Here is a 25,031-nt window from a genome sequence, read left to right as displayed (position 1 = left end):
CGCTCACATTTCGGTGAGTGTGATCATCCTCCGTCCGCGCGGGGGAGGTGTCAAGCAGATTCTCAGCCAGCGCCTCGGCGCTGGTCGTGGCGATGATGCCGCCATGGCGAACCGGCCCCCTCCGTGGCAGAGGGGACCGGCGCCGTCGTCGGGCTCAGGAAGCCTGGGCGGCCGTCCGTTTCGCGAACGGAAGCGTCCGCCACGCCGTCCGTTTCGCGAACGAAGGCGTCAGGCGGAGGCGTCGACCTCCTCGAAGGTGACGCCCTCGTGGGTGGCCTGCAGTTCCTCGAAGGTGATGCCGTGCAGCTCGCGGACCTTCACCACGCCGGAGGAGTCCAGCAGGAACACGCCCTTGTCCGCGTAGATGCGGGACACGCAGCCCACGCCGGTGAGCGGGAACGTGCACTCGGGCATCAGCTTGCGGTCGCCCTTCTTGGTGAAGAGGTCCATCATCACGTAGGTGTCCTTGGCCCCGATGGCCAGGTCCATCGCGCCGCCGACGGCGGGGATCGCCCCCGGCTTGCCGGTGGACCAGTTGGCGAGGTCGCCGGTGGCGGAGACCTGGTACGCGCCCAGCACGCACACGTCCAGGTGGCCGCCGCGCATCATGGCGAACGAGTCCGCGTGGTGGAAGTAGGAGGCGCCGGGCAGCTCGGTCACCGGGATCTTGCCGGCGTTGATGAGGTCCTCGTCGACCTGCTCGCCGTGGGCCTGCGGGCCGAAGCCGAGCATGCCGTTCTCGGTGTGCAGGGTGACGTGCTGGTCCGCGTCGAGGTAGTCGGACACCGTGGTCGGCTGGCCGATGCCCAGGTTCACGTAGGAGCCGGGGGCGATGTCCGCGGCGATCACCTGGGCCAGCTCCTCGTGGCTCAGCGGGTTCTCGGTGTGGGTGAAGCCCATGGTGTTCCTCACTTCCCCTCGGCGGCCTGCCCGGCCGCGGTCTCGGTGGCCAGGCAGGGCTTGGGTTTGCCGGCGGCCAGGGCCTCGCGCTCCTTCACGCCGGACTCCGTCTGGATCCGCACCACGGTGTCCACGTAGATGGACGGGGTGATCACGTGCTCCGGGTTCAGCGGCTCCTCGCTGATCTCGTCCACCTGGACGATCGTCGTGGCGGCCGCGGCGGCCATGACCGGCCCGAAGTTCCGGGCGGTCTTGCGGTACACGAGGTTGCCGTGACGGTCCGCGGCGTAGGCCTTGATCAGGGCGACGTCGCCCTTGATCGGAGACTCCAGCACGTAGTGCCTGCCGTCGATCTCGCGGACCTCCTTGCCCTCGGCCAGCTGGGTGCCGTAGCCGGTGGGTGTGAAGAACCCGCCGATGCCGGCGCCGCCGGCGCGCAGCCGCTCGGCCAGGTTGCCCTGGGGCACGAGCTCCAGTTCGATCTCCCCGGCCCGGTAGGCCTCGTCGAAGTGCCACGAGTCGGACTGGCGGGGGAAGGAGCAGATGATCTTGGCGACGCGCCGCTCCTTGATCAGCAGGGCGAGGCCGGCGTCGGCCTGGCCCGCGTTGTTGTTCACCACCGTCAGGCCGGTGGCGCCGGACTCCAGCAGGGCGTCGATCAGCTCCATCGGCTGACCGGCGTTGCCGAACCCGCCGATCAGGACGGTCTGGCCGTCCCTCACCTGGGCGACGGCCTCGGCAGCCGTCTCCACGAACTCCAGCACGGGGGGTTCCTCCTTCTCGGTCTCGGTCGGTCCCGGTGGCCGCGCTCAGCGCGCGTCCACGTTCTCCAGGACGACGGCGATGCCCTGGCCCACGCCGATGCACAGCGCGGCCACGCCCCACCGCTCGCCGGTGGCCTGCAGGCGGCGGGCCAGGGTGCCGAGCACGCGGGTGCCGGAGGCACCCAGCGGGTGGCCGATGGCGATGGCGCCGCCCCACGCGTTCACGATCTCCGGATCCACGCCCCAGGCGTCCACGCACACCAGGGACTGGGCGGCGAAGGCCTCGTTGAGTTCGACGGCGGCCACGTCCTTCCACGTGATGCCGGCGCGGCGCAGGGCCACGTTGGCGGCCTCCACCGGGGCGTAGCCGAAGAAGTTCGGCTCGTTCGCGGCGGTGGCGCGGCCGGCGATGCGGGCGATCGGCGGCAGGCCGAGCACCTCGGCGCCCTTCTCCGAGCCGAGGAAGGCGGCGGAGGCGCCGTCGTTCATCGGGGAGGCGTTGCCGGCGGTGACGGTGCCGTTCTCCTTGCGGAACACGGTGCGCAGGCCGGCGAGGGTCTCCGGGGTGGAGTCCGGGCGGACGGTCTCGTCCCGCTCCAGGTCGGTGCCGGGCACCACGGTGACCAGGTCGTCGTACCTCCCCTCGTCCCAGGCCTTCGCCGTGAGCTGGTGGGAGCGGGCGGCGAACTCGTCCTGGCGCTCACGGGAGACGTCGAAGCGTTCGCGCAGCTGCTCGGTGGCCTCACCGAGGGAGACGGTCCACTGGCTCGGCATCGCGTCGTTGATCAGGCGCCAGCCGAGCGTCGTGTTGGCGGCCTCGAGGTTGTGCATGGGGAACGGGCGGGACGTCTTGGGCAGCACCCAGGGGGCGCGGGACATGGACTCCACGCCGCCCACGAGCACCACGTCCGCCTCGCCGGTGTTGATCTGGCGGGAAGCGATGATCGCGGCGTCCAGGGAGGAGCCGCAGAGGCGGTTCACGGTGGTGCCCGGGATGGACAGCGGCAGGCCCGCCAGCAGGGTGGCCATGCGGCCCACGTTGCGGTTCTCCTCGCCGGCGCCGTTGGCGTTGCCGAAGACGACGTCGTCGATCTTCTGCGGGGCGGCGGCGTCCGTGCCGGCCTCGATCGGGTGCCCGGCGGCGGCGTCGGCCACGGCCTGGGCGGACTCGGCGCGCAGGCCCTCCAGGCCGGGGGCGCGGTCCACGAGGGCGCGGACCACGTGGGCGGCCATGTCGTCGGGGCGGACGCCGGCGAGCTTGCCGCCGATCTTGCCGAAGGGGGTGCGGACGGCGTCGAAGACGTAGGCATCGGTGAGGCTCATGGCCTCACCGTAGGCCCGCCCGCGCGGCCGGGCCAGGGATGTTCGGTCGACGCACATCCGTTCGCCCTACGAACGCCCGGCTACGCTGGGCGGCATGTCCCTCCCCTCGACCGAGATCACCTCCCCCGCCCCCGGAGACGGCTACGTGCGCGCCCTGGCCACCGGCCTGGCGGTGCTGCGCGCCTTCACCCCGGACGTCCCCAGGCTCACGCTCACCGAGGCCGCCGACGCCGCCGGCGTCTCCCGGGCGACCGCGCGTCGGTCCCTGCTGACGCTGGTGGAGCTCGGCTACGCGGTGCAGGACGGGCGCGCCTTCGAGCTCACGCCCAAGGTGCTGGAGCTCGGCCACGGCTACTGGTCCGGGCGCTCGACCTCGGAGGTGCTGCGGCCCGTGCTGACGCGCGCCTCCCAGCGGCTGCACCAGTCGTGCTCCGCGGGCGTGCTCCACGGGGCGCACCTGATGTACATCGCCCGCGTGCACACCGAGCGGATCCTGCGGGTGAACCTGGACGTCGGCACGCTGCTGCCCGCCTTCAGCACCTCCATGGGGCGGGTGCTGCTCGCGGGCCTCGACGACGCCGAGGTCCGCCGGGTGCTCGAGGGCGCCCCGCGCACCCCCGCCACGGCGCAGACGCTCACGGACGTCGACGCGCTGCTGGAGGAGGTCCGCCGGGTCCGCGAGCGCGGCCACGCCCTGGTGCACGGGGAACTGGACCCCAACCTCAGCTCGGTGGCCGTGCCCGTGCGCGACCGGGACGGGCGCGTGGTCCTCGCCGTGAACACCGCCCTGTCCACCCGGCGGGGCCGGCTCGGCGAGGCCCTCTCCCCCGCGGCCGCCGAGGCCGCTGCGGCGGAGGCCCTGCCCGTGCTGCGTGAGGCCGCGGACGACGCCGAGGCCGCCCTGGAGCTGCTGGGGCGCTGAGGAGCATGACGACGGCGAGCCCACAGCAGTCTATGATGCGAGGCACATCCCCGGCATCGCTCCCCCTTCACTCGAGAGCAGAAGGAATGAAACCCATCGCCGCCGCCGCCCTGTCCACCCCCCTGACAGCCGGCCTACTCCCCGTCGACCCTCCAGTCGGCGTGGAGCCCCCGATGGAAGCCGGTGGCAGCACAGACATCTCGCCGGTGCCGACTCCCCCGGAAAGCGCACGTGATGGTGATTGGTTCGCGGTCGGCCCGACGGAATCCGTCATAGTGGAAGACAAGATCAACCTGGACGAAGAACCGCCTATCACCGGGCCGTTGCGGGAGGCCGAGGCGACGCTGCGCCCCTGCTCGATCCCCTCTCCATCGGTCTTTGCAATGTCGGACGGACGACCCGCGTGATCGAGAAGTGCACGTCGAAGCACGACGGAACGGCCTCCCTGCGTTGCGGCCACAGCGGCGGCGGGCATGTTCACATCCGAGCCCGGCATCAACAGGGCTGGCAGAACACCATGACCGGCCCGGGCCTATGGGACGACTTCATGGTCTATGCCTCCCGTGAGGCGATGAAGGCTCCGTCGCGCACTGAACCCGACGGGGAGAAGAACACCCGCTGCCACAAGACGCCGATCAAGCTGTATCGGATGGTCAACGGCAAACCCCAGTACGTGAAGACTCGACACCCCCGCGTTGCCGTGTCCATGTACAACAAGGTCGTCGTGACGTCCTACCCGACGTCCACCCCGTCGTGCTGATGTCGAGGGACTCGGGGATGCCTTCGGAGTCTGTGCGATTCACTTACCTCCATGGGGGTGGAAACTTCATCGATGTCCATGAATCAGACACGGACGGCCCCACCGGAGCAGCGCTCGTGGCAGCTGCGATTCCTCCAGGCTTGCAGGCGAAGATCAAGGCCTGGGACAGCAGAATGGGTGACGCCTTCGGCTATCGGCATCATGCTGAGGGGCTCGAGCCAGAGAAATGGCCCGCTCCGTTGCGACAGGAATTGACGCGGGAGTATGCCGAACTGCTTGCCGAGCTCCAGGAAGTGGGACTACCCGTCGCCAGCGATGCGTGGTGGACAGTGACGAAGGACGATCTCGGGCCGTCGTGCACATGAACGTCAGTAGGTGCGGGCGTCGCGTGGCGCGTCGACCCCCATCGAGTACGAGCTGACCATGGGCCATAGACCCCCTCACGCGGCGCGACAGAAGGTGTCGTCCCTATGCGCACACGTCCCGGCGCTCAGCCAGGGAAGTGCGCCAGGTACCCCTCGAGGGAGCCGTCCGGGTGGTGCATCCACGGCACCGGGTGCGCGGCGGCCCGCGTACCGGTGACCAGCGAGCGGTGAGTGCGGTCCCGGTAGCGGGTCAGGGACTCCCGCTTGTCCTCGCCCATCTGCAGGAACGTGGCGATCACGCCGTCGAGGTCCATCTCGGGGTAACCGGTGCCGGCCGTGAGGTCGCGGATCTGGTCCGCCTGGAAGGCCAGGGCCACGGGGGTCGAGTCGATCGCGGCCATGCGGGCCGTCCACGCGTCGATGTCCGCCTGCCGCTCCTGCGCGGAGGGCACCGGCGCGCGGCCCAGCAGCACGTCCCGGGCGAAGAAGGCCTGCGCGTCGAGCAGGGTGAGGGTGAACCACTGCTGGGTGGCGCCGAGGTACAGCACACGCGGGTCGGCCTGCCACACCACGGACTTCCAGAGGCTCGGCACGAACGGCAGGTTCGGCCCGGACAGGGCCAGCTCCGCCGGCAGGAACGGGTAGTGGTGGCGGTAGCCGGTGCACAGCAGCACGGCGTCGTACTCGGCGGAGGAGCCGTCCGCGAAGGCGACGCGCGAGCCCGCGAAGCCCTGCACCTCGGGACGCTCGTCCATGCCGGCGGGCCAGTCCAGCTCCTGCGGCGCCTTCCGGTAGGCGGTGGTCACGTGGGCGGCGCCGCCGCGGTGCAGCTGCAGGGCCAGGTCCTGGCCGGAGTAGGAGGAGCCGATCACCAGCACCCGCCGGCCGGCGAACGGCTCCGGGGTGCGGTAGTCGTGGGCGTGCTGCACCAGGCCGGGGAAGTCCTCCACACCGGGCCAGGACGGCGTGTGCGCGGCGTGGAAGTGGCCGGTGGCCACCACGATCCGGTCGAACGCCTCGGTGCGGGCCGCCCCCGTGGTGAGGTCGACGCTGGTCACCTCGAAGGTGCCGTCGTCGAGCGGCTGGACCCAGCGGACCACCGTGCCGAAGCGGATGAGCGGGCGGATGCGCTCGGCCACGTGTGCCACCCGGCCCAGGATGTAGTCCTTCATGGCCTCCTGCGGGAGGTAGGAGGACACCGGCCGGCCGAAGTGGGCGTCGAAGGAGTAGTCCGGGTACTCCATGCACTCCTTGGGGCCGTTGATCCAGAGGTCCCGGTACATGGCCGAGTGCACGGGCTCGCCGAAGCGGTCCGCGGCGGTGCGCCAGTCCAGGTTCCACTGCCCACCCCAGTCGGCCTGGCGCTCGAACGCCACCACCTCGGGGACGACGGCCCCCTCGTCCTCGGCCAGCGCGAGGGCGCGCAGCAGGGCCATGCCGGACGGCCCGGCTCCGATCAGGGCGACGCGCTCGGTCATGGGGATGTCCTTCCGTGCAGGGGATGGGGGTCGGTTCGGGGCGGTCAGGCCGTGCGGACGGCCCGCACGTCGGGGCAGAGGCGGCGGATCTCCGCCTCGAGGCGCATCTGCAGGGTGAAGCCGCGGGCCGGGCAGGCGTGGCACGTGCCGCCGAGCGCCAGCTCGACCTCGCCGTCCTCCACGCCGAGGATCCGCGCCGTCCCACCGTGGGAGCGCAGGTACTCCCCCGCGGGGCCCGCGAGGACCTGCTCGACGGCGGCGCGCAGCACCGCGTCCGAGTCGGCGGAGGCGCCGGCACGTGCCACGGCGCGGGCCTTCCCGCCGCCGCCCGGGCCGCCCACGACGCTAGCCGGGGCCTCCGGCGCGCACGTCGCCTCGCCGGCGGCGAGCAGGGCGAGGGCCTCCTGCAGGGCGGCCCGGACCCGGGCGCCCTCGGCCCGCCACGTGCGTCCCTCGCCGACCGTGAGGCGCAGGGCGGCGGGCTCGGCCACGAGGGCTCGCAGGGTGCCGTCGGCGCGGAGGGCCTCCAGGGGTGCGGGGCCGTCCCCCACCGGGCCGACCATCCCCAGCAGCCCGGCCGGGACCGCCCAGCGCAGGGTCGCCCGGTCGCCGGGGACCGCCTCGGGGTGGGTGGGGACCGGGTGGGCCGCGACGGCGCCGCCCCGCTCAGCGCCGGTCACGTGAGCGCCAGGACCACGTGCCGCACCGCGAACGCGGCCAGCCACGCCAGCGTGAAGTAGTACCCGAACGCCAGCAGCGGCCACCGCCAGGTGCCGGTCTCCCGGCGCATCACGGCCAGGGTGGACATGCACTGCAGGGCGAGCATGAAGAACACCAGCAGCGCCGCCACCACGTCGGGCGTGAACAGGGGGCGCTCGACGCCCGCGTCGTCCGTCACGGTCCAGGAGGCCAGCGCGTCGCCCGGATCCTCCGGGTCCTCCGCGGCGGCCATCTGGCCGAGCGTGGCCACGAACACCTCGCGCGCGGCCAGGGACGCCAGCACGCCCACGTCGATCCGCCAGTCGAAGCCGAGGGGCTCGAACGCCGGCTCCACCGCCTTGCCGACGGCGGCCGCGGCCGAGTGGTCGATCGTGTACTGCGCCACCGCGGCCGGGTCGTCCATGGCGACGCCGGCGCCGGCCATCTCCTCCTCGGAGCGCACCGGCACGTTCAGCAGCACCCACAGCAGCGCCGTCGTCACGAGGATGATCGAGGTGACCTTGCGCAGGAAGCCCTCCGCGGAGGCCCACATGGAGGTCACCACCGTCCGCGCCTTCGGCAGGCGGTACGGGGGCATCTCCATGTAGAACGGCATGGCGGCCTGCCGCCGGCCGACCACGCGGGACCAGAACGCCGCGGTCAGCATGGACGCCGTCGCCCCGCCCAGGTACAGCGCGAACATCACGAGCCCCTGCAGGCCCACCGGCCCCCAGCGGACCTCGGAGGGCACCAGCAGGGAGATCAGCAGCACGTACACGGGCAGGCGGGCCGAGCACGTCATGGACGGCGCCGCCATCATGGTGGCCAGCCGGTCCCGCGCCGAGGGGAGCGAGCGCGTCGCCATGATCCCCGGCACCGCGCACGCCAGCGAGCTCAGCAGCGCCACGAACGAGCGCCCCTCCAGCCCGAACCGGCTCATCACGCGATCCATGAGGAACGCCGCGCGCGTCATGTACCCCGTGGACTCCAGCAGGGAGATCATCAGGAACAGCAGGAGGATCTGCGGCAGGAACACGACGACGCCGCCGACGCCGCCGATCAGCGCCTCGGCCACGAACCGGCCCAGCCACTCGATGGGGATCAGGGCCGCGGCCCGCTCGCCGAGCCAGCCGAAGAGCTCCTCCACGAGGGCCTGCAGCGGGGCTGCCACGGTGAAGATCACCTGGAAGAACGCGAACATCGTCACGAGGAACACGAGCGTGCCCCACACGGGATGCAGCAGGACGTCGTCGATGCGCCGGGTGCGTCCGTCCGGGCGGGGCACCGCGTAGCGGGCGGCCTCCAGCACGGAGTCGATCCACGCGGCGATCCCGGCGGGGTCCGTGGGCGGGGCCACCGGCGGGACGGCCCAGCCGGCCGGGTCCGTGGCCAGGTGCGCGCGCACGGCCTCGCGCTGCCGCGCGTCGCCGGCGGTGGCGGCCAGCACCGGGATGCCCAGGGCACGGGAGAGACGGGTGACGTCCACGGAGCCGCCGCGCAGGGCGAGCTCATCCCCGAAGGTGAGCACCAGGGTGGCCGGCAGCTCGACGGCGAGCGCGTGCGCCACCATCGTCAGGCCGCGGCGGAGGGTGGTCGCGTCCGCCACCAGCAGCAGGGCCTGCGGGTGGTCGGCGTCGGCCGGGTCCAGGGCGAGGAGGTCGGCGACGACCTGCTCGTCCGGGCTGATGGGGTCCAGCGAGTACGTGCCGGGCAGGTCCTCGAGCACGACTCGCGTGCCGTCCTCGGCCACCATGACGCCCTCGGCGCGGGAGACCGTGACGCCCGGATAGTTGCCGGTCTTCACCCGCAGGCCCGTGAGGGCGTTGAACAGGGTGGACTTGCCGGAGTTCGGGGAGCCGACCAGCCCCAGACGGGTCAGCGAGGAGTCCAGGACGGCCGCGGAGGAGCCCCCGCCGTGGTGGTGCGCGTGGCTCATGCCGCGCAGCCGCGGCAGCCGCGGTCCTCGGCCGGGCACGCGCCGGAGGTGACGTCGCCGGGGCCCGCGAGGACCACGCAGCGGGCCTGGTCGCGGCGGAGGGTGAGCTCGTAGTCGGCCACCCGCACTACGACCGGGCCGCCGAGCGGGGCGCGGCGCACGCCGCTCACGACGGCGCCGGGCATGAAGCCGAGGTCGAAGAGGCGGCGGGCGACGTCGGGCCGGGCTGCGTCGCAGACGCCGGCCACCACGCCGGGGGTCCCCAGGGGCAGGTCCGCGAGGGTGCGGGCCGCGGGCGCGTCCGCGCGGACGCCGCCGGTGACGTCGCGGGTGCTCAGGGACTGGGTGATGGGGAGCGTGAGGGCCATGGGCGTCCTCCTGCGTGCGTGCCTCGGTCCGCCGGGTCCGGACGGATCGCCCCCGCCCCGCTCGGACCCGGAGACAGCCCGGGTCGACGAGGTGAGGTGACCCTTACCTTACATGCATGTTCGCTAATGCGTCTCCGGGGGACCCCCGGAGACCGCCAGGGGGTCCGCCCCGGGGCCGCCGCCGGCTCAGAGCGGGCGGCCGGCGGCGAGGTCCGCGTCCACCTCGGCGAACACCCGCTGCGCCAGCGTGAAGGCGATGTTCGCCGCGGGGACCGAGCAGTAGACGGCGGTCTGCAGGAGGATCTCCTGGACCTCCTCGCGGCTGAGCCCGTTGCGCAGGGCGGCGCGCAGGTGCATGGCGCACTCGTCCCAGTAGCCGCCGGCGACCATCGCCGTGATGGTCACGGCCGAGCGCATTCGGCGGTCCAGGCCCGGGCGGGTCCACACGGTGCCCCACGCGTAGCGGGTGATGAGGTTCTGGAAGTCCTCCGTCGCGGCGTCCTTGTTCGCCTCCGCCCGGTCCACGTGGGCGTCCTCCAGGGCCTCCCGGCGCACGGCCATGCCGGCGTCGTGGACCTCCCGGGAGGTGCGGTCCATGTCGTGGCCGATCGGCTGCTCGCCCATGCGCGTCTCCTCGCTCGTCGTCGCCATCGCGGCCGGCTCAGCGGGCCAGGAAGGCGGCCAGGGCCTCGGCCGTGCGCTCGGGCTGCTCCAGCGGGGCCTGGTGCGCCGTGTGCTCGAACGCGTGCACCACGGTGCCGGGCACGGCGGCGGCGATCTCCTCTCCCGCGGCCGGGGCGGTCACCTGGTCCTCGACGCCGTGGATCGTCATGAGCGGCACCGTGTCCTCGCCCAGGCGCCCGCGCACGTCGAACTCGGCGAGGGCCTCGCACAGGCGGGCGTAGGAGTGGCGGTCCGCCTGCTGCAGGGTGTGCAGCAGCCCGGTGGCGCGCTCGGGGTGCTCGGCGATGAACACCTCCGCGAACCAGCGCTTCGAGGAGCCCTCCACCTGGGTGGGCGTGCCGGCGCTCTCCACGAGCTCGGCGCGCTCCAGCCAGGCGTCCTTCTCGCCGATCTTCGCGGCGGAGCAGATCACCGTCGCGGAGGCGAACGTGTCCGCGTGGTCCAGGGCCAGCTGCAGCGCCACGCAGCCGTTGAGGGACACGCCCGCGTAGTGCACGGGCACGTCCGCGGGGATCGTCCCCTCGGCGCGCAGCCGCCCCACGGCGGCGGCGACGGCGTCGGCCAGGTCCGCCACGGTCAGCGGGGCGTCGTGCGGGGCGGAGGCGCCGTGCCCGGGCAGGTCCCAGCCCACCACGAGGGTGTCGGCGGGCAGCTCGCGGGCGGCGAGGGACCACAGGGCCTCCACGCCGGTGCCCAGGCCGGCGCCCGCGACGAGGACGCGAGTGGGAGCTTCGGCGGGCTTCAGCAGGGTGACGGCGACCTCGGGGGTGGTCATGGCGTGTCCTTCCGGTGACGGGGCGGCCGGTGTCCGGCCGCGGGGGGCTCTGACTGCGGGGGTCTCAGGCCGATGCTCTCAGGCGCGGCGCGTGGGCGGCCAGGATCCGGTCGACGAGCGTCTCGGCCTCGCCGGTGTAGGCGACGGGGTCCAGGAGGTCGGCGAGCCGCGCGTCGGAGACCTCGGCGGGGACGGCGGCGCGCAGCAGCTCCGCGAAGTCCCCCTCCCCGGCCAGGGAAGCGTCCACGGCGCCCTGGATCACGGCCTTGCCCGAGCCGGGCCCGCCGAACAGCGCGTCCAGTTCGGGGGCGAGCTCGGCCATGATCCGCTCGGAGACCAGCAGCGGGCCGGTGAGCGCGAGATTCGCGGCCATGCGGCCGGTGTGCACGCGCAGCCCGGAGACGAGCTCGCGGGTGAGGGCCGCCGCACCGCCGGCCACGCACAGCAGCTGGCGCAGCGCGGGCCACTCGGCGTGCCAGGACCCGTCGGGGCGCTCGTCGTTGGCGGCGCCGGCGGCCGTGTAGACCTGGGCCAGCAGGCCGGGCGTGGAGAGCGCGGCGGAGTGGATGAGCACGGAGAGCACCGGGTTCTGCTTGTGCGGCATGGCCGAGGAGCCGCCGCGGCCCGCGGCCAGGGGCTCGCCGAGCTCCCCGTTCTCGATCCGCGCGGACGTCAGCACGTCGTTGGCCACCTTGCCGCACGCGGCCACCACATCCGCCAGCGCGGCGGCAACGCCGGTGACGGCCATGCGGTTGGTGTCCCACGGGCCGGCGGGCGCGGCGCCCACGATGCCGACCCGGGGGCGGGTCACGGTGCGCTCGGTTACGGCGTCCTCCCGTCAGGGGGTTCCGCGCCATCCTCACCCGTGACCCGCGTCACCGTCAGAGCGATTCTCTCTCAGTGAGAATCGCCGCCCACGGCCCGGGAGATCCCCCGGGCCGCCGTCATCAGCAGCGCCGGCACCCCCGCGGCCACGGGCGCGTCCCGCCGGACGACGACGCCGATCGCCGCCGGCCCCTGGCCGGCAGCTCCGCTTGGGACAGCCGATCCACCCAGCGGTACGCGGTGGGCAGCGGCAGCGCCGCTCGGCGGGCGAGCGCCGCGACCGTCAGCTCGCGGTGGTCGGCGTCGAACGCCGCGAGGATCCGCAGAAGCCGGTCCAGCGTGGTGTCCGGGGGCGCCGCAGCGCCCCGTCCGCCGCGCTCACCGCTGGAAGGCCCGGGCCACCTCGAGGAACCGGTCGTTGGCCTCACGCTCGCTGATGCTCACGCGCACGCCCTCGGGGAAGGCGCGCACGGACAGGGCGCGCTCGCCTGCCGCGGCGGCGAAGTCCGCGCCGCGCTCGCCCAGGGGCAGCCACACGAAGTTCGCGTGGGTCTCCGGGACGTCCCAGCCCGCCTCGGCCAGGGCCGCGACGACGCGCTCGCGCTCGTCCACGACGGTCTGCACGCGCTCGAGGACCTCGTCCAGGTGGTCCAGGGAGGCGATGGCGGCCTGCTCGGCCACGGTGGAGACGGCGAACGGCACGGCCACGGTGCGCAGCGAGGCGGTGACCTCGGGGCGGGAGACGGAGTAGCCGACGCGCAGGTTGGCCAGGCCGTGGGCCTTGGAGAAGGTGCGCAGCACGACCACGTTGGGGTGGCGGCGGTACATGGCCGGGCCGTCCACGGCGTCGGGGTGGCGGACGAACTCCACGTACGCCTCGTCGATCACCACGAGCACGTGCGGGGGCACCTGCGCCAGGAAGTCCTCCACCTCGGCCGTGGTCAGCACGGGGCCGGTGGGATTGTTCGGGGTGCAGAGCAGCATGACCTTGGTGCGCTCGGTGATCGCGGCGAGCATGGCCGGCAGGTCGTGGCGGCCGTCCGCCGTCAGCGGCACCTGCACGTCCTTCGCGCCCGCGGTGCGCACGACGATCGGGTAGGCCTCGAAGCTGCGCCAGGCGAAGACGACCTCGTCCGGGGCGCCGTCCTCGCCGCCGTCGCCGGCGAACGCGGTGATGACCTGGGTGAGCGCTCCCAGGGAGCCGCCGCCGGTGACGATGTCGTCGGCCGGGACGTCCAGGTGCGCGGCGAGGCGCTCGCGCAGGGCGGTGGAGAGCGGGTCCGGGTAGCGGCACACGGGGCTGGGCTCGCCCTCGGCGCCCGCGACGACCTCGTGGATGCGCTCGACCACGGCGGGCACGGGCGCGAACGGGTTCTCGTTGGAGGACAGCTTGTAGGGGCGCAGGCCGGGCACGGCGACGGGCGGCTTGCCGGCCGCGTACGGCGGCAGGAGCGAGACCTTGCGGTGCGCGGCGACCCCCGAGGAGCCGGAAGTGACGTCGGTCATGCGCACGATGGTACCGGCGCGCCGGCCGGACTCAGCCCTCGCCCAGCACCGCCCCCAGGCGACGCGCGGCCGCGGCCAGCTCGGCGCCGACCGCCTCCTCGTCCACGGCCGGGGAGGTGAACACGACCGCGAGCGCGGCCGGCATGCCCGCCGCCGCGGGCACGGGGGCCGCCACCGAGCCGACGCCGGTAATCACCTCGTCCCGAGAGGCGGCCCAGCCACGCGCGCGGGCCTCGCGGACGGCAGGGCGGTCCTGCCCCTCCGCGGGCAGGACCGAGGCGATCGCGATGCCGGGGGCGCCGACGCCGAGGGGGTGCCGCGTGCCCGGCCGCTGGGTCACGAGGTTGCCGCGAGGCGGCTCCACGGTGGCGAGCGTGAGGCAGTCCCGGCCGTCCCAGACCACCAGGAAGGCGGTCATGGCCAGGGCGTCGCTCACGCGGGAGAGCTCGGTGACGGCGGCGGCGCGCAGGTCCTGCTCCACCCCTCCGGCCAGGGTGACGAGCCCCGGGGCGCCGTGGACCAGGCCGGCGGCGTCGCGGCGGAGCAGGCCGTGGACCTCGAAGGTCCGCAGCATCCGGTAGGCCACGGAGCGGTGCACGCCGAGGTCATCGGCGAGCTCGGCGATGCTCGGCGGGGTCGGTCGGTCGGCCACGAGCTCGAGCATGGTCAGGGCGCGGGAGAGCGTCTGGGAGGGGGCGCCGGGGCGCACGCCGGGGGCGGAGGGGGGCGGCGCGGAGACGGCGGGGACGCTGTCGTCGTGCGGGTCCACGGGGGCCTCCTGAGGGCGGGACGAGCGGATGTGGGTGTTGTGAACGGGATCACGTCGCGAGTAGAGTCTGGCACAGACACGTTCCCTCCCGGAACACCGCGTTCCCTCAGAGAACAAACCGGAGGGCGCCAGAGCCCCCGCCGCCGGCCCTGAAAGGTGCCCTCATGCTCTTCCACCACCACGGCTACGTCTCCACCGACCCCCGCATGAAGCCCGCCGCGGGCATCGGCCTGGACCGCCCCGCCGAGCTGCCGGACGAGATGGACGTCCTCATCGTCGGCACCGGCCCCGCCGGCATGATCGCCGCCGCCCAGCTGGCCATGTTCCCGGACGTGCACACCCGCATCATCGAGCGCCGCGGCAAGCGCCTGGAGATCGGCCAGGCCGACGGCATCCAGGCCCGCTCCGTGGAGACCTTCCAGGCCTTCGGCTTCGCCAGCCAGATCATCGACGAGGCCTATGACCTCACCTCCATGGCGTTCTGGAACCCCTCCCCCGAGGACGAGGACGCGATCGTGCGCACCTCCCTGGCCGAGGACGACCCCCACGGCGTCTCCGAGTTCCCCCACCTGATCGTCAACCAGGCCCGCATCCTGGACTGGTTCGCCGAGTTCATGAAGAACTCCCCCACCCGCGCCACCCCGGACTACGGCTGGGAGTTCGTCTCCCTCGACGACTCCGACCAGGACGCCGAGCGCCCCGTGCAGGTGACCCTGCGCCGCACCGTCGACGCCAAGGGCAACCCGCTCGCCGAGGGCGTGGCGGGCGAGGAGCGCGTGGTGCGCGCCAAGTACGTGATCGGTGCGGACGGCGCCGGCTCCCGCGTGCGCAAGGCGATCGGCCACTCCCTCTCCGGCGACGCCGCCAACCACGCCTGGGGCGTCATGGACGTGCTGGCCGACTCGAACTTCCCGGACATCCGCACCAAGTGCGCCATCCACTCCTCCTCCGGCTCGATCCTCCACATCCCCCGCGAGGGCGGCCACCTGTTCCGCATGTACGTGGACCTCGGCGAGGTCCCCGCGGACGACAACCACAAGGTGCGGCAGACCCCGATCGAGGAGGTCATCCGCCGCGCCCAGCAGATCATCCGCCCCTACACGCTCGACGTGAAGGACGTGGCCTGGAGCTCCGTGTACGAGGTCGGCCACCGCCTGACCTCCGGCTTCGACAACCGCGAGCGCTGCACCCACCCGAACGTGTTCCTCCTCGGCGACGCCTGCCACACGCACTCCGCCAAGGCCGGCCAGGGCATGAACGTCTCCATGCAGGACGGCTGGAACCTCGCCTGGAAGCTCGGCCAGGTCCTCTCCGGGATCGCCCCCGCCGAGCTGGTGCCCACCTACTCGGAGGAGCGCAAGGAGATCGCCAAGAACCTGATCGACTTCGACAAGGAGTGGTCGACGCTCATGGCGAAGCCCACCTCCGAGCTGGGCGACCCGAACGAGGTGGCGGAATTCTACACGAAGACCGCCGAGTTCCCGGCCGGCTTCATGACGGAGTACCGCCCCTCCATGCTGACCACGGACGCCGCGGGCCAGGAGCTGGCCACCGGCTTCCCGATCGGCAAGCGCTTCAAGTCCGCGAAGGTGGAGCGCTCCTGCGACACCAACGTGAAGCACCTGGGCCACCTGCACACCGCGGACGGCCGCTGGCGCGTGTACGTCTTCGCCGACGCCGCCGCCCCTCACGACGCCGACTCGAAGGTCGCCGCCTGGGCCGAGGCCGTGGAGGAGGACCCGCAGTCCTTCCGCAACCGCCACACCCCCGCCGGCGCCCCGCAGGACGAGCGCTTCGACCTCAAGGTGGTCTACCAGCAGAAGCAGACCGAGTTCGCCTTCCCGGACGTGCCCGCGGTGTTCCGCCCGACCACCGGCCCGCTGGGCCTGCACGACCTGAACAACATCTTCGCCGTGTGCCGCCCGGAGCACGCCGAGGACATCTTCGAGCTGCGCGGCGTCAGCCGCGACGGCGCCGTCGTGGTGGTCCGCCCGGACCAGTACGTCTCCGGCGTGTTCGGCCTCGACGAGGTCGACCGCCTGAACGCGTTCTTCGCGGGCGTCCTGCTCGACGCGAACTGACCGACCCGGCACCCCCGGCGTCCCGACGGCGCCGCACCCCTCAGCGTGAGGGGTACGGCGCCGTCGTCGTGGGCGGGGTCACGGCAGGCGCGGCCCGAAGCGGGGGCCGGGGCGCTGACCGGCCGCCTCGGCGGCCTCCCGGACCTCCCGGGCCCGCTGGTCCACGGCCGGCTCCGTGCTGGTGCGGCGCAGGGTGAGCACGCGGCTGGAGACCACGGCCCCGCCCGTGAGCAGCGCCAGCCGGGCCTGCAGGTCCGCCACCTCCGCACGGTCCTGCGCCGGGGCCCGCTCGAACCCCTCGATAAGGCGGGCGTACTCGGAGCGGGCGTGGCCCGCGAGCGCCCCGTCGAACTCGTCGAGGCCGTCGAAGGGGCGGACCTCCCCTGGCTGCGGCAGCGGGACCTGGGCGGGGGCGTCGAACATGACCGTCGCCCGGGAGGCGGCGGGCCGGTCGTGGCCGCCTCCGAGGCCCCAGATCAGGTCCGCCTCGGAGGCGAACTGCAGGACCGCGGCCTCGGCGGGCGCCGCGGCGTCGTTGGCGGGGGCTCCCGCGGTGAGCACGCCCTCCACCCGGTAGGCGGAGGCGAACTGCTCGTCCGCCGCGAGGTCCAGGGCCCGCATGCCGCCCTGGGAGTAGCCGGCGAGGACCACGGTCGACCCGTGGGGGACGCCCTCGCGCTCGAGGGCCTCCTGCACGGCCCGGGTCACGCCCGGCTCGTCCGCGAGAGACTCGACGATCCCCAGGGTGTCGAACGGATTGTCGCCGGCGCCCCCGCGCGTGGTGGTCCCCGGCAGGCCGACGATCCAGGTCGACGCCGTGCCACCCGGGCCGTCCGGGCGGTCCACCCGCGTCACGGTGACGGCTCCGGCCCCGTCGGCGCCGTCCTGCTCCGGGACCAGGGAGAGCAGGGTGCTCGCCCGTCCGTCCAACAGCGGCGGCGCCGGCCGGTCGCGGGCGCCCGGCTCCACCCGCACCTCGCCCTCACCCCGGGGCAGCGCCCCCGCGGAGACGAGCGCCCGGGCGAGCTCCCGGCTGGCGTCCTGGGCGGTCGCGGTGGGGAGCACCCCGGAGTCCACGCCCTCCTCCACGATGGCCGGCAGGGCTCCCGTCACGCGATCCACGGCCTCGCCCTTGCCCTTGTTCCAGGCGTGCTTGGCGGGGTGCCACCAGGGCAGCTGCTTCGCCTGGAAGTCCAGGGCCGCCAACGACTCCGGGATGCCGGGGACGCCTCCCACGAGGGCCAGGAGCAGCCGCTGGGCGGCGTCGACGTAGGCCTTCTCCTGCGCGGCGCGCAGCTCTTCGGAGATCACCCCGGCCGTCTCCGAGGCCGTGGCGCCGTCCCGCAGGGACTCCGGCGTCACCTCCGGCACCCCCGCCAGGGCGGGGTCGATCAGGCCGATCATCGCCGCGTTGCCGGACTCCACCTGCCGGTACGCCTGCGCGGTGTGCTCCAGGCTGCGCCGCATGTCCTCGAGCCGCTCGGCCAGCCGCTCCAGGCCCGCCCGCCCGTCCTCCAGCCGGGCCCGGAGGACCTCGGCGCTGGGGGCGGTGCGCGCCGGGGAGACGAGGTCGAGGCCGAGGACGGTGCACCACTGGCCCGCCCGGCGGGCCAGGTCGCCGTTGTCGCGCTGGCGCTGGGCGACGGCCTCCAGGGAGCCGAGGTCGGCATAGACGGAGCCGGGGCCGCCGGTGACGCGGAATGCCGGCGCGCTCATGCCGCCGCCATCGCGCGGAGCAGGGCCGAGGCGCCCTCCTCGGCCCGCCGGACCCGCAGCTCCGCGTCCCGCTCCGCCTGCTCGGCCTCGCTCCGGGCCCGGCCCAGCAGCCCGGCCCACTCACGGGCCTCGTCCTGGCGGTCCGTGGCGGTCCGGTGCAGGCCATCGGTGCGCTCGCCGTACTCGGCCCCGGCCTCCGACCTCCAGTCCACGTCCAGGGCGGCGGCGACGCCCCGGGTCAGCTCCTCCAGCAGGGCCAGCAGGTCCCGCAGGTCCTCCGCCGCGTCGGCGAGGGCGTCCTGCGCGGCGCGGGCGGCCTGGAGGTCGGCGTGGGCGTCGGTGAGCCCGACGGCGAGGCGCGCGGCGTCGTCGTCGAGACCGGCGGCCACGAGCGTGCGGAGGAGGGCCTGTGCGGTCGGTGGGAGGAGCATGAGGACGACGCTAGGGAAGACCGGCGCCCGACCGCTCGGCCGCGGGCGGCCGCGGTGGACGGCCGCCCCCGGAGGGCCTCCTGTGCAGGAGGGATCCGGTCGCAGAGCCCTGGAGGCGCCCCCGTCGGACGTGTTGACGTGGCTCACACCAATCCCTATCCTGAACGAACGGTCAGTAATTCGTCCGCACCTCGACCCGAGGCGCGGGCCCTGGCCCACGGAACCCGATCCGCACTCAGCGTGAGGTGAACCCCATGACGCAGACGAGCAGCTCCCCGCACCTGGCCTCCGTGCCGTCCCCCGATGATGCGGCCGGCCAGGAGAACTTCGACCGCCTGATCCAGGAGGACTCGCGCATCGAGCCCCGCGACTGGATGCCGGAGGCCTACCGCAAGTCCTTGACCCGCCAGGTCTCCCAGCACGCGCACTCCGAGATCATCGGCATGCAGCCCGAGGCCAACTGGATCACCCGCGCCCCGTCCCTGAAGCGCAAGGCGATCCTCATGGCCAAGGTGCAGGACGAGGCCGGCCACGGCCTGTACCTGTACTCCGCCGCCGAGACCCTCGGCACCCCGCGGGACGAGCTGAACGAGCAGCTGCTCTCCGGCCGCGCGAAGTACTCCTCGATCTTCAACTACCCGGCCCGCACCTGGGCGGACATGGGCGCGATCGGCTGGCTCGTCGACGGCGCCGCCATCTGCAACCAGGTCCCGCTGTGCCGCGCCTCCTACGGCCCGTACGGCCGCGCGATGGTGCGCATCTGCAAGGAGGAGTCGTTCCACCAGCGCCAGGGCTGGGAGATCCTCTACGAGCTCTCGCACGGCACCCCGGAGCAGAAGCAGATGGCCCAGGACGCCGTGAACCGCTTCTACGGCCCGGCCCTGCAGATGTTCGGCCCGCCGGATGAGGACTCCCCGAACTCCCAGCAGTCCATGGCCTGGAAGGTCAAGCGCTTCTCCAACGACGAGCTGCGCCAGCGCTTCGTGGACATGATCGTCCCGCAGGCCGAGGCCCTGGGCCTGACCCTGCCGGACCCGGACCTGAAGTGGAACGAGGAGCGCGGCCACTACGACTTCGGCGAGCTGGACTGGGATGAGTTCATGTCCGTCATCAAGGGCAACGGCCCGATGAACACCCAGCGCCTGGCGCGCCGCGTCCAGGCCCACGAGGACGGGGCCTGGGTCCGCGAGGCCGCCGCCGCCTACGCCCGCCGCCAGGCCGAGCAGCACGTCCCGGCCGACACCCAGCTGATCGGAGCCTGATCCATGACCGAGAACACCGCCCCCAGCAACGAGTGGCCCCTCTGGGAGGTCTTCGTCCGCGCCAACCGCGGCCTGTCCCACGTGCACGCCGGCTCGCTGCACGCCCCGGACGCCACCATGGCGCTGCGCAACGCGCGTGACCTCTACACCCGCCGCAACGAGGGCACCTCCGTGTGGGTCGTCCCCGCCGACGCCGTCGCGGCCTCGGATCCGGACTCCAAGGGCGGCTTCTTCGAGTCCCCGCAGGGCAAGTCCTACCGCCACGCCACCTACTACCAGAAGTCCGAGGGGGTGCCGCACCTGTGAGCTTCGCGACCAACGACTCCGCCACGAGGCACTCCGCCGGCGTCGCCAACACCGCCGAGGAGATCGCCTCCGGCGGGCAGAAGGCCTCGGACGAGGTGGCTCGCTACGCCGTGTACCTGGGCGACGACGCCCTGATGCTCGGCCAGCGCCTGTCCTGGTGGATCTCGCGCGCCCCGGAGCTGGAGGAGGACATCGCCCTGGGCAACATCGCCCTGGACCTGGTGGGCCACGCCCGCTTCCTCCTCTCCTACGCCGGCACCGCCTGGGACAAGTCCGAGGACGACCTCGCCTACTTCCGCGACGAGGAGGAGTTCCGCTCCACCCGCCTCGTGGAGGCCGAGAACGGCGACTTCGGCAAGACCATCGCGCGCCAGCTGTACTACTCCGTGTACGCGCACGGCCTGTACACCCGCCTGAAGGACTCGAAGGACGCCACCCTGGCCGCCATCGCGGACAAGGCGCTCAAGGAGGTCGAGTACCACCTCGACCACGCCGAGCAGTGGGTGAACCGCCTGGGCCTGGGCACCGAGGAGTCCAACGCCCGCCTGCAGCGCGGCCTGGACGAGCTGTGGCCCTACCTGCCGGAGCTCTTCCACGACGACGAGCTGACCCGCTCCCTGGCGGAGCAGGGAATCGCCGTGCTCCCCTCCTCCCTGGAGGAGTCCACGATGGCCCGCATCCGCGCCGCCATCGAGGGGGCCGACCTGAAGGTGCCGGAGACGGGCGCGGCCCGCGGCGGCGACCGCTCCGGTCAGATGAGCGAGTACCGCGGCTACATCCTGGCCGAGATGCAGTCCCTGGCCCGGCGTCACCCGGGGGCCTCCTGGTGACCACCGCCGCCGAGCTGAGGCCCTCCGACCCCGCCGCCGCGCAGGTCTGGGACGCCGCCGCCACCGTGCACGACCCGGAGATCCCCGTGCTGTCCATCGCGGACCTCGGGATCCTCCGGGACGTGCAGGTGGAGGACGGCCGCGCCGTCGTCGTCATCACCCCCACGTATTCGGGGTGCCCCGCGATGGGCACCATCACCGCGGACGTGACCACGGCCCTGGGCCGTGCCGGCTACCCGGACGCCGAGGTGCGCACCGTGCTGCAGCCGGCCTGGACCACGGACTGGATGACCGACGAGGGCAAGGCCAAGCTCGCGGAGTACGGGATCGCCCCGCCCTCGGCGCGCACCGACGAGGGCCCCGTGCGCGTGGGCCTGGCGGTCAAGTGCCCGCGCTGCCATTCGCTCAACACTCGAGAGATCACCCGCTTCGGCTCCACCTCCTGCAAGGCGCTGTACACCTGCCAGGAGTGCCTCGAGCCCTTCGACTACTTCAAGGTGCACTGATGACCGAGACCACCGACGCCCCCATCACCGGCAAGCGCCGCGCCACGTTCAACACCCTCGAGGTGTCCGGCCTGCGCAAGCTCACCGACGACTCCGTGGAGGTGACCTTCGCGGTCCCCGAGGAGCTCGCGGACGACTACGACTACGTGCCGGGCCAGTACGTCGCCCTCCGCAAGGAGCTCGACGGCGCCGAGCTGCGCCGCTCCTACTCCATCTGCGCGGTGCCGCAGCGCGGCGAGATCCGCGTGGCCGTGAAGAAGGACCTCGGCGGCACGTTCTCGACGTGGGCCAACGAGGTCCTCGAGGTCGGCGAGAAGATCGACGTGATGAACCCGCAGGGCGCGTTCACGTCCCGCACGAACGTCACCTCCATGAACGACCCGGAGGCCGTGGCCGCCGAGGCCGTGAAGCAGGACCAGACGCACCTGGTGGCCCTGGCCGCCGGCTCCGGCATCACCCCGATCATGGCGATCGCCAAGTCCGTGCTGGCCGCGTCCGACTCCGCGCGCTTCGACCTGATCTACGCGAACCGCTCGGCCATGGACGTGATGTTCGCGGAGGAGATCGGCGACCTCAAGGACAAGTACCCGGCCCGCTTCACGGTGAACCACGTGCTCTCCCGCGAGCAGCGCGTGGCCCCGCTGCTCTCCGGCCGCATCGACGACGAGAAGCTGAACACGCTGCTGGACCGCGTGATCGACGTCGAGAACACCGACGAGTGGTTCCTCTGCGGCCCGTTCGAGCTGGTCCAGCTGGCCCGCGACACGCTCTCCGAGCGCGGCGTGGCCGAGGACGACGTGCGCTTCGAGCTGTTCACCACCGGCAAGCCGGAGGCCCCGCAGGGCCAGTCCGGCCGCGGGGTCGAGGCCGACCCGTCCGGCGACAACGTCACCATCGAGTTCAACCTCGACGGCCTGTCCGCCAAGGTCGAGTCCCCGAAGTCCGCGCACGAGACGATCCTCAACGCCGCCCTGCGCGTGCGCTCCGACGTCCCGTTCGCCTGCGCCGGCGGCGTGTGCGGCACCTGCCGCGCCAAGGTCACCGAGGGCGAGTTCACGATGGAGGAGAACTACGCCCTGGAGAAGGACGAGGTCGAGCAGGGCTACGTGCTGACCTGCCAGACCCGCCCCACCACCGACAGCATCAAGGTCGACTTCGACGCCTGATGCGCCGAGCATGACGACGGGCGCCGCCCCCTGACCGGGGCGGCGCCCGTCGCCGCGTGCACCCCCTGCGCCGCACCCCGCACCCTCCGTGCCGAGACCCCGAAGGAGCACCATGAGCATGATCGAGCTGGCGATCGCCGACCGCGTCGCCGTGATCACCCTGAACGCCCCCCAGAAGATGAACTCCCTGGACGAGCAGGCCCTGGCGGACCTGGCCGACGCGTACGCGCAGGCCTCCGCGGGCGCCGAGTCCGGCGAGGTCCGTGCCATCCTCCTGCGCGGCGAGGGCCGCGGCTTCTGCGCGGGCCGCGACATCTCGAACGTCGTCCCCGCCGACGACGACGCCACCGCCTACCTGCGGGACAAGGTCACCCCGGTGCTGAAGGCCATCTCCGAGGCCCCTGTGCCGACCTTCGCGGCCGTGCAGGGTGCGTGCCTGGGCGTGGGCCTGGGCCTGGCCATCGCCTCCGACGTGGTCTACGTGGCGGAGAACGCGAAGATCGGCTCGCCGTTCGCCAACCTCGGCGCGACCCTGGACTCGGGCGGCCACTGGCTGTTCACCGAGCGCCTGGGTGCCCACCGCACCCTGGACCTCATCTACACCGCCGAGCTGATCTCGGGCGCCGAGGCCGTGCAGGCGGGCCTGTTCTCCCGCGCCGTCCCGGCGGAGGAGCTGGACGGCTTCACCCGCGAGAAGGTCGCGAAGGTCGCCGACGGCGCCACCCTCGCCTTCCGCGCCTCCAAGGAGCTGGTCCGCCAGATCCGCGACCGGCGCGTGGGCCTCTGGGAGTCCCTCGACGCGGAGAACGTCGCCCAGGGCGAGCTCTGCGACACCGCCGACTACGCGGAGGGCTTCACGGCCTTCCAGGAGAAGCGGAAGCCGGAGTTCACCGGCCGCCCCTGATCCCCTCCGGCCCCGCCGGCCGCGACGCCGCCCGCCCCCTCCGCGTGGAGGGGACGGGCGGCGTCGTCGTCACGGGTCGCGCCGTCGTCATATTCACGTCGTGGAGAGTGCCCGTGGCACAGGTCACATTCGATCGTATACGGTGATCCCTGTCACTTCCCGACCGCTCGGTCGGTCCGCATTCGCATCGCCGTCTCACGCCGGCACGCAGCCCCTCACCCCAGGAGCACCCATGAGCCACACCGTCGCCTCCCCGGCCGTCGCGGCCGCCCGCGACCCCCGCGAGGAGCGCAAGGTCCTCGCCGGCACGCTCGTCGGCACCACCATCGAGTGGTACGACTTCTTCATCTTCGCGCAGGCCACCGCACTCGTCTTCGCCACCCTCTTCTTCCAGCCCATGGGCGAGTCCGGCGCGCAGATCGCCGCGTGGGTGACCCTCGGCATCTCCTTCCTCGTGCGCCCGCTCGGCGCCATCATCGCCGGCCACCTCGGCGACAAGTTCGGCCGCAAGCTGGTCCTCTCCCTGACCCTCATCGGCATGGGCGCGGCCACCACCCTCATCGGCCTGCTGCCCACCTACGCGCAGATCGGCGTGTGGGCCCCCATCCTGCTGGTGCTCCTGCGCCTGCTGCAGGGCTTCTCCGCCGGCGGCGAGTGGGGCGGCGCGGCGCTGCTGGCCGTGGAGCACGCACCCCACGGCAAGCGCGGCCTGTTCGGCTCCGCCCCGCAGATCGGCGTGCCGCTCGGCATGATCCTCGCCACCGGCGTGCTGTTCCTCGTGCGCTCCACCATGTCCGAGGAGCAGTTCCTCACCTGGGGCTGGCGCATCCCGTTCCTCGTCTCGGTCCTGCTGATCGTGGTCGGCTACTTCATCCGCAAGGCCGTGGAGGAGTCCCCGGTGTTCAAGGAGATGCAGCAGCTCAAGGTGGACGAGTCCGCCCCCCTGGGCGAGCTCTTCCGGCACCACACCAAGGAGGTCATCCTCGCCGCCGTGATCTTCGCCGCGAACAACGGCGTCGGCTACCTGCTCATCGCGTGGTTCTCGAAGTACGGCGGTCCGAAGGGCCTGGGCATGACCTCCTCCGAGGTGCTCATCGCGAGCCTCGTCGGCGGCGTCGGCTGGTTCATCTTCACCCTGCTCGGCGGCTGGATCTCCGACAAGATCGGGCGCAAGACCACCTTCGTGATCGGCTACGCGATCCTCATCGCCTGGGCCTTCCCGATGTTCCAGCTGCTCAACACGGCCTCGCTGCTGCTGTTCTCCCTCGCGCTCTTCGTGCTGACGATGGGCCTCGGCCCGTCCTACGGCCCGCAGTCCGCGATGTACGCGGAGATGTTCCCGGCCCGCGTCCGCTTCTCCGGCGTGTCCATCGGCTACGCGATCGGCACCATCATCGGCGGCGCCTTCGCCCCGCTGATCGCCGACGAGCTCGTGAAGTCCGGCTGGCCGAGCGTCGCCTGGTACATCATCGGCATCTCCGCGATCTCCCTGATCGCCGTCCTGTTCGTGCCCAAGGGCATCCAGGACCGCGAGCTGCACGACGAGGAGGTCGTCGCCACCCGCTCGAACCCCGTGGTCCCCGCCTGATCCGGCCCGCCTGACGGGTTTCACCCGTCCCCACCCCACGACGACGGCGCGTCCTCCTCCGGAAGGGCGCGCCGTCGTCGTGCGCGGCCGGACCGGCGCCGAGGCCCGCAGACACGCCGCCACGTCGGGATCGAAGCGGCGCGTCTGCGGGCCTCCGTGCGGGGGGC

The 25,031-nt window shown here is 73.0% G+C and carries 27 protein-coding genes; 12 read left to right on the top strand and 15 right to left on the bottom strand.

Annotated elements, in window-relative coordinates; all coding sequences use genetic code 11:
• Positions 1 to 228: 228 nt before the first annotated feature.
• From KW076_RS03980 to KW076_RS03970, 3 genes are read right to left on the bottom strand one after another with little or no spacing between them, the layout of a single operon-like run.
• Complete coding sequence (locus KW076_RS03980) at positions 229 to 900, bottom strand: 3-oxoacid CoA-transferase subunit B (RefSeq protein WP_224356315.1); 672 nt, start codon at positions 898 to 900, stop codon at positions 229 to 231.
• Between the two features lie 8 nt (positions 901 to 908).
• Positions 909 to 1,664: a 3-oxoacid CoA-transferase subunit A gene (locus tag KW076_RS03975; protein WP_224356314.1), complete on the bottom strand. Its 756-nt coding sequence runs from the start codon at positions 1,662 to 1,664 to the stop codon at positions 909 to 911.
• Between the two features lie 45 nt (positions 1,665 to 1,709).
• Positions 1,710 to 2,987: a thiolase family protein gene (locus tag KW076_RS03970; protein ID WP_224356313.1), complete on the bottom strand. Its 1,278-nt coding sequence runs from the start codon at positions 2,985 to 2,987 to the stop codon at positions 1,710 to 1,712.
• A 94-nt stretch (positions 2,988 to 3,081) separates the two neighbouring features.
• On the opposite strand from KW076_RS03970, the gene KW076_RS03965 reads away from it, so the two are divergent.
• The 4 genes from KW076_RS03965 (at position 3,082) to KW076_RS03950 (ending at position 5,034) form a co-directional block, all read left to right on the top strand.
• Positions 3,082 to 3,909 carry an IclR family transcriptional regulator domain-containing protein gene (locus KW076_RS03965; RefSeq protein ID WP_224356312.1) on the top strand — a complete coding sequence of 276 codons (828 nt, stop codon included), beginning with the start codon at positions 3,082 to 3,084 and terminating at the stop codon, positions 3,907 to 3,909.
• Between the two features lie 86 nt (positions 3,910 to 3,995).
• Complete coding sequence (locus KW076_RS03960) at positions 3,996 to 4,316, top strand: hypothetical protein (RefSeq protein ID WP_224356311.1); 321 nt, start codon at positions 3,996 to 3,998, stop codon at positions 4,314 to 4,316.
• Positions 4,313 to 4,669, top strand: a complete 357-nt coding sequence (locus tag KW076_RS03955) for a hypothetical protein (protein ID WP_224356310.1) — start codon at positions 4,313 to 4,315, stop codon at positions 4,667 to 4,669. Before KW076_RS03960 ends, KW076_RS03955 begins: the two co-directional genes overlap by 4 nt.
• Before the next feature lie 140 nt (positions 4,670 to 4,809).
• Complete coding sequence (locus tag KW076_RS03950) at positions 4,810 to 5,034, top strand: hypothetical protein (RefSeq protein ID WP_224356309.1); 225 nt, start codon at positions 4,810 to 4,812, stop codon at positions 5,032 to 5,034.
• A 125-nt stretch (positions 5,035 to 5,159) separates the two neighbouring features.
• On the opposite strand, the gene KW076_RS03945 is transcribed toward KW076_RS03950, so the two are convergent.
• The 10 genes from KW076_RS03945 to KW076_RS03900 all read right to left on the bottom strand — a co-directional run bounded on the left by KW076_RS03945 (position 5,160) and on the right by KW076_RS03900 (position 14,074).
• A complete protein-coding gene (locus tag KW076_RS03945) occupies positions 5,160 to 6,512 on the bottom strand; it encodes an NAD(P)-binding domain-containing protein (RefSeq protein WP_224356308.1) in 1,353 nt (450 codons plus the stop codon).
• 44 nt (positions 6,513 to 6,556) lie between these two features.
• Positions 6,557 to 7,192 (bottom strand): NifU family protein, encoded by a 636-nt coding sequence (locus tag KW076_RS03940; RefSeq protein WP_224356307.1) that lies wholly within the window; start codon positions 7,190 to 7,192, stop codon positions 6,557 to 6,559.
• Positions 7,189 to 9,147, bottom strand: a complete 1,959-nt coding sequence (feoB, locus tag KW076_RS03935) for a ferrous iron transporter B (protein ID WP_224356306.1) — start codon at positions 9,145 to 9,147, stop codon at positions 7,189 to 7,191. Before feoB ends, KW076_RS03940 begins: the two co-directional genes overlap by 4 nt.
• Entirely contained in the window at positions 9,144 to 9,515 is a 372-nt protein-coding gene (locus KW076_RS03930) for a FeoA family protein (RefSeq protein ID WP_224356305.1), read from the bottom strand. Before KW076_RS03930 ends, feoB begins: the two co-directional genes overlap by 4 nt.
• A gap of 186 nt (positions 9,516 to 9,701) precedes the next feature.
• The gene (locus tag KW076_RS03925) at positions 9,702 to 10,139 is read right to left on the bottom strand and encodes a carboxymuconolactone decarboxylase family protein (protein ID WP_224356304.1); all 438 of its coding nucleotides are present in this window, start codon (positions 10,137 to 10,139) and stop codon (positions 9,702 to 9,704) included.
• A 37-nt stretch (positions 10,140 to 10,176) separates the two neighbouring features.
• Positions 10,177 to 10,974, bottom strand: coding sequence for an alpha/beta fold hydrolase (locus tag KW076_RS03920; RefSeq protein ID WP_224356303.1), 798 nt, complete (start codon positions 10,972 to 10,974; stop codon positions 10,177 to 10,179).
• Positions 10,975 to 11,038: 64 nt separating this feature from the next.
• Positions 11,039 to 11,785 (bottom strand): lyase family protein, encoded by a 747-nt coding sequence (locus KW076_RS03915; protein ID WP_224356302.1) that lies wholly within the window; start codon positions 11,783 to 11,785, stop codon positions 11,039 to 11,041.
• Between the two features lie 136 nt (positions 11,786 to 11,921).
• The gene (locus tag KW076_RS03910; RefSeq protein ID WP_224356301.1) at positions 11,922 to 12,227 is read right to left on the bottom strand and encodes a helix-turn-helix domain-containing protein; all 306 of its coding nucleotides are present in this window, start codon (positions 12,225 to 12,227) and stop codon (positions 11,922 to 11,924) included.
• On the bottom strand, positions 12,178 to 13,305 hold the full coding sequence (locus tag KW076_RS03905; RefSeq protein WP_224356300.1) for a histidinol-phosphate transaminase: 1,128 nt from the start codon (positions 13,303 to 13,305) through the stop codon (positions 12,178 to 12,180). The genes KW076_RS03910 and KW076_RS03905 overlap by 50 nt, the downstream gene beginning before the upstream one ends.
• Before the next feature lie 31 nt (positions 13,306 to 13,336).
• On the bottom strand, positions 13,337 to 14,074 hold the full coding sequence (locus KW076_RS03900; protein WP_224356299.1) for an IclR family transcriptional regulator: 738 nt from the start codon (positions 14,072 to 14,074) through the stop codon (positions 13,337 to 13,339).
• Between the two features lie 164 nt (positions 14,075 to 14,238).
• Here KW076_RS03900 and KW076_RS03895 point away from each other — a divergent pair, with 164 nt between their 5' ends.
• Entirely contained in the window at positions 14,239 to 16,155 is a 1,917-nt protein-coding gene (locus KW076_RS03895) for an FAD-binding monooxygenase (RefSeq protein WP_224356298.1), read from the top strand.
• Between the two features lie 78 nt (positions 16,156 to 16,233).
• Here the strand turns inward: KW076_RS03895 and KW076_RS03890 are convergent, their stop codons facing one another.
• Together KW076_RS03890 and KW076_RS03885 are read right to left on the bottom strand one after the other, a co-directional pair.
• Positions 16,234 to 17,871 carry an alpha/beta hydrolase gene (locus KW076_RS03890; protein WP_224356297.1) on the bottom strand — a complete coding sequence of 546 codons (1,638 nt, stop codon included), beginning with the start codon at positions 17,869 to 17,871 and terminating at the stop codon, positions 16,234 to 16,236.
• Entirely contained in the window at positions 17,868 to 18,302 is a 435-nt protein-coding gene (locus KW076_RS03885) for a hypothetical protein (protein ID WP_224356296.1), read from the bottom strand. Before KW076_RS03885 ends, KW076_RS03890 begins: the two co-directional genes overlap by 4 nt.
• Before the next feature lie 254 nt (positions 18,303 to 18,556).
• Between KW076_RS03885 and paaA the strand changes: the two genes are divergently transcribed.
• The 7 genes from paaA (at position 18,557) to KW076_RS03850 (ending at position 24,864) form a co-directional block, all read left to right on the top strand.
• Positions 18,557 to 19,564 (top strand): 1,2-phenylacetyl-CoA epoxidase subunit PaaA, encoded by a 1,008-nt coding sequence (gene paaA, locus KW076_RS03880; RefSeq protein WP_224356295.1) that lies wholly within the window; start codon positions 18,557 to 18,559, stop codon positions 19,562 to 19,564.
• A gap of 3 nt (positions 19,565 to 19,567) precedes the next feature.
• Positions 19,568 to 19,870 (top strand): 1,2-phenylacetyl-CoA epoxidase subunit PaaB, encoded by a 303-nt coding sequence (gene paaB, locus KW076_RS03875; RefSeq protein ID WP_224356294.1) that lies wholly within the window; start codon positions 19,568 to 19,570, stop codon positions 19,868 to 19,870.
• Positions 19,867 to 20,700: a 1,2-phenylacetyl-CoA epoxidase subunit PaaC gene (gene paaC / locus KW076_RS03870; protein WP_224356293.1), complete on the top strand. Its 834-nt coding sequence runs from the start codon at positions 19,867 to 19,869 to the stop codon at positions 20,698 to 20,700. The genes paaB and paaC overlap by 4 nt, the downstream gene beginning before the upstream one ends.
• Positions 20,697 to 21,206, top strand: coding sequence for a 1,2-phenylacetyl-CoA epoxidase subunit PaaD (gene paaD / locus KW076_RS03865; protein ID WP_224356292.1), 510 nt, complete (start codon positions 20,697 to 20,699; stop codon positions 21,204 to 21,206). Before paaC ends, paaD begins: the two co-directional genes overlap by 4 nt.
• Positions 21,206 to 22,372, top strand: coding sequence for a 1,2-phenylacetyl-CoA epoxidase subunit PaaE (gene paaE, locus KW076_RS03860; RefSeq protein WP_224356291.1), 1,167 nt, complete (start codon positions 21,206 to 21,208; stop codon positions 22,370 to 22,372). Before paaD ends, paaE begins: the two co-directional genes overlap by 1 nt.
• A 118-nt stretch (positions 22,373 to 22,490) precedes the next feature.
• Positions 22,491 to 23,276: an enoyl-CoA hydratase/isomerase family protein gene (locus KW076_RS03855; protein ID WP_224356770.1), complete on the top strand. Its 786-nt coding sequence runs from the start codon at positions 22,491 to 22,493 to the stop codon at positions 23,274 to 23,276.
• Between the two features lie 232 nt (positions 23,277 to 23,508).
• Positions 23,509 to 24,864 (top strand): MFS transporter, encoded by a 1,356-nt coding sequence (locus tag KW076_RS03850; protein WP_224356290.1) that lies wholly within the window; start codon positions 23,509 to 23,511, stop codon positions 24,862 to 24,864.
• Positions 24,865 to 25,031: the final 167 nt, after the last annotated feature.

This window comes from Micrococcus porci (assembly GCF_020097155.1).
Classification (GTDB): Bacteria; Actinomycetota; Actinomycetes; order Actinomycetales; family Micrococcaceae; genus Micrococcus; species Micrococcus porci.
The sequence above is the reverse complement of the archived record's forward strand: the minus strand, read 5'-3'. Positions and strand labels throughout refer to the sequence as shown.

Bases quoted from the DNA above. Each gene is read 5' to 3' on its own strand.
- KW076_RS03980 (WP_224356315.1), bottom strand. From the start codon at position 900: ATGGGCTTCACCCACACCGAGAACCCGCTGAGCCACGAGGAGCTGGCC.
- KW076_RS03970 (WP_224356313.1), bottom strand. From the start codon at position 2,987: ATGAGCCTCACCGATGCCTACGTCTTCGACGCCGTCCGCACCCCCTTC.
- KW076_RS03965 (WP_224356312.1), top strand. From the start codon at position 3,082: ATGTCCCTCCCCTCGACCGAGATCACCTCCCCCGCCCCCGGAGACGGC.
- KW076_RS03960 (WP_224356311.1), top strand. From the start codon at position 3,996: ATGAAACCCATCGCCGCCGCCGCCCTGTCCACCCCCCTGACAGCCGGC.
- KW076_RS03945 (WP_224356308.1), bottom strand. From the start codon at position 6,512: ATGACCGAGCGCGTCGCCCTGATCGGAGCCGGGCCGTCCGGCATGGCC.
- feoB (WP_224356306.1), bottom strand. From the start codon at position 9,147: ATGAGCCACGCGCACCACCACGGCGGGGGCTCCTCCGCGGCCGTCCTG.
- KW076_RS03930 (WP_224356305.1), bottom strand. From the start codon at position 9,515: ATGGCCCTCACGCTCCCCATCACCCAGTCCCTGAGCACCCGCGACGTC.
- KW076_RS03925 (WP_224356304.1), bottom strand. From the start codon at position 10,139: ATGGGCGAGCAGCCGATCGGCCACGACATGGACCGCACCTCCCGGGAG.
- KW076_RS03920 (WP_224356303.1), bottom strand. From the start codon at position 10,974: ATGACCACCCCCGAGGTCGCCGTCACCCTGCTGAAGCCCGCCGAAGCT.
- KW076_RS03905 (WP_224356300.1), bottom strand. From the start codon at position 13,305: ATGACCGACGTCACTTCCGGCTCCTCGGGGGTCGCCGCGCACCGCAAG.
- KW076_RS03895 (WP_224356298.1), top strand. From the start codon at position 14,239: ATGCTCTTCCACCACCACGGCTACGTCTCCACCGACCCCCGCATGAAG.
- KW076_RS03890 (WP_224356297.1), bottom strand. From the start codon at position 17,871: ATGAGCGCGCCGGCATTCCGCGTCACCGGCGGCCCCGGCTCCGTCTAT.
- KW076_RS03885 (WP_224356296.1), bottom strand. From the start codon at position 18,302: ATGCTCCTCCCACCGACCGCACAGGCCCTCCTCCGCACGCTCGTGGCC.
- paaA (WP_224356295.1), top strand. From the start codon at position 18,557: ATGACGCAGACGAGCAGCTCCCCGCACCTGGCCTCCGTGCCGTCCCCC.
- paaB (WP_224356294.1), top strand. From the start codon at position 19,568: ATGACCGAGAACACCGCCCCCAGCAACGAGTGGCCCCTCTGGGAGGTC.
- paaE (WP_224356291.1), top strand. From the start codon at position 21,206: ATGACCGAGACCACCGACGCCCCCATCACCGGCAAGCGCCGCGCCACG.
- KW076_RS03855 (WP_224356770.1), top strand. From the start codon at position 22,491: ATGATCGAGCTGGCGATCGCCGACCGCGTCGCCGTGATCACCCTGAAC.
- KW076_RS03850 (WP_224356290.1), top strand. From the start codon at position 23,509: ATGAGCCACACCGTCGCCTCCCCGGCCGTCGCGGCCGCCCGCGACCCC.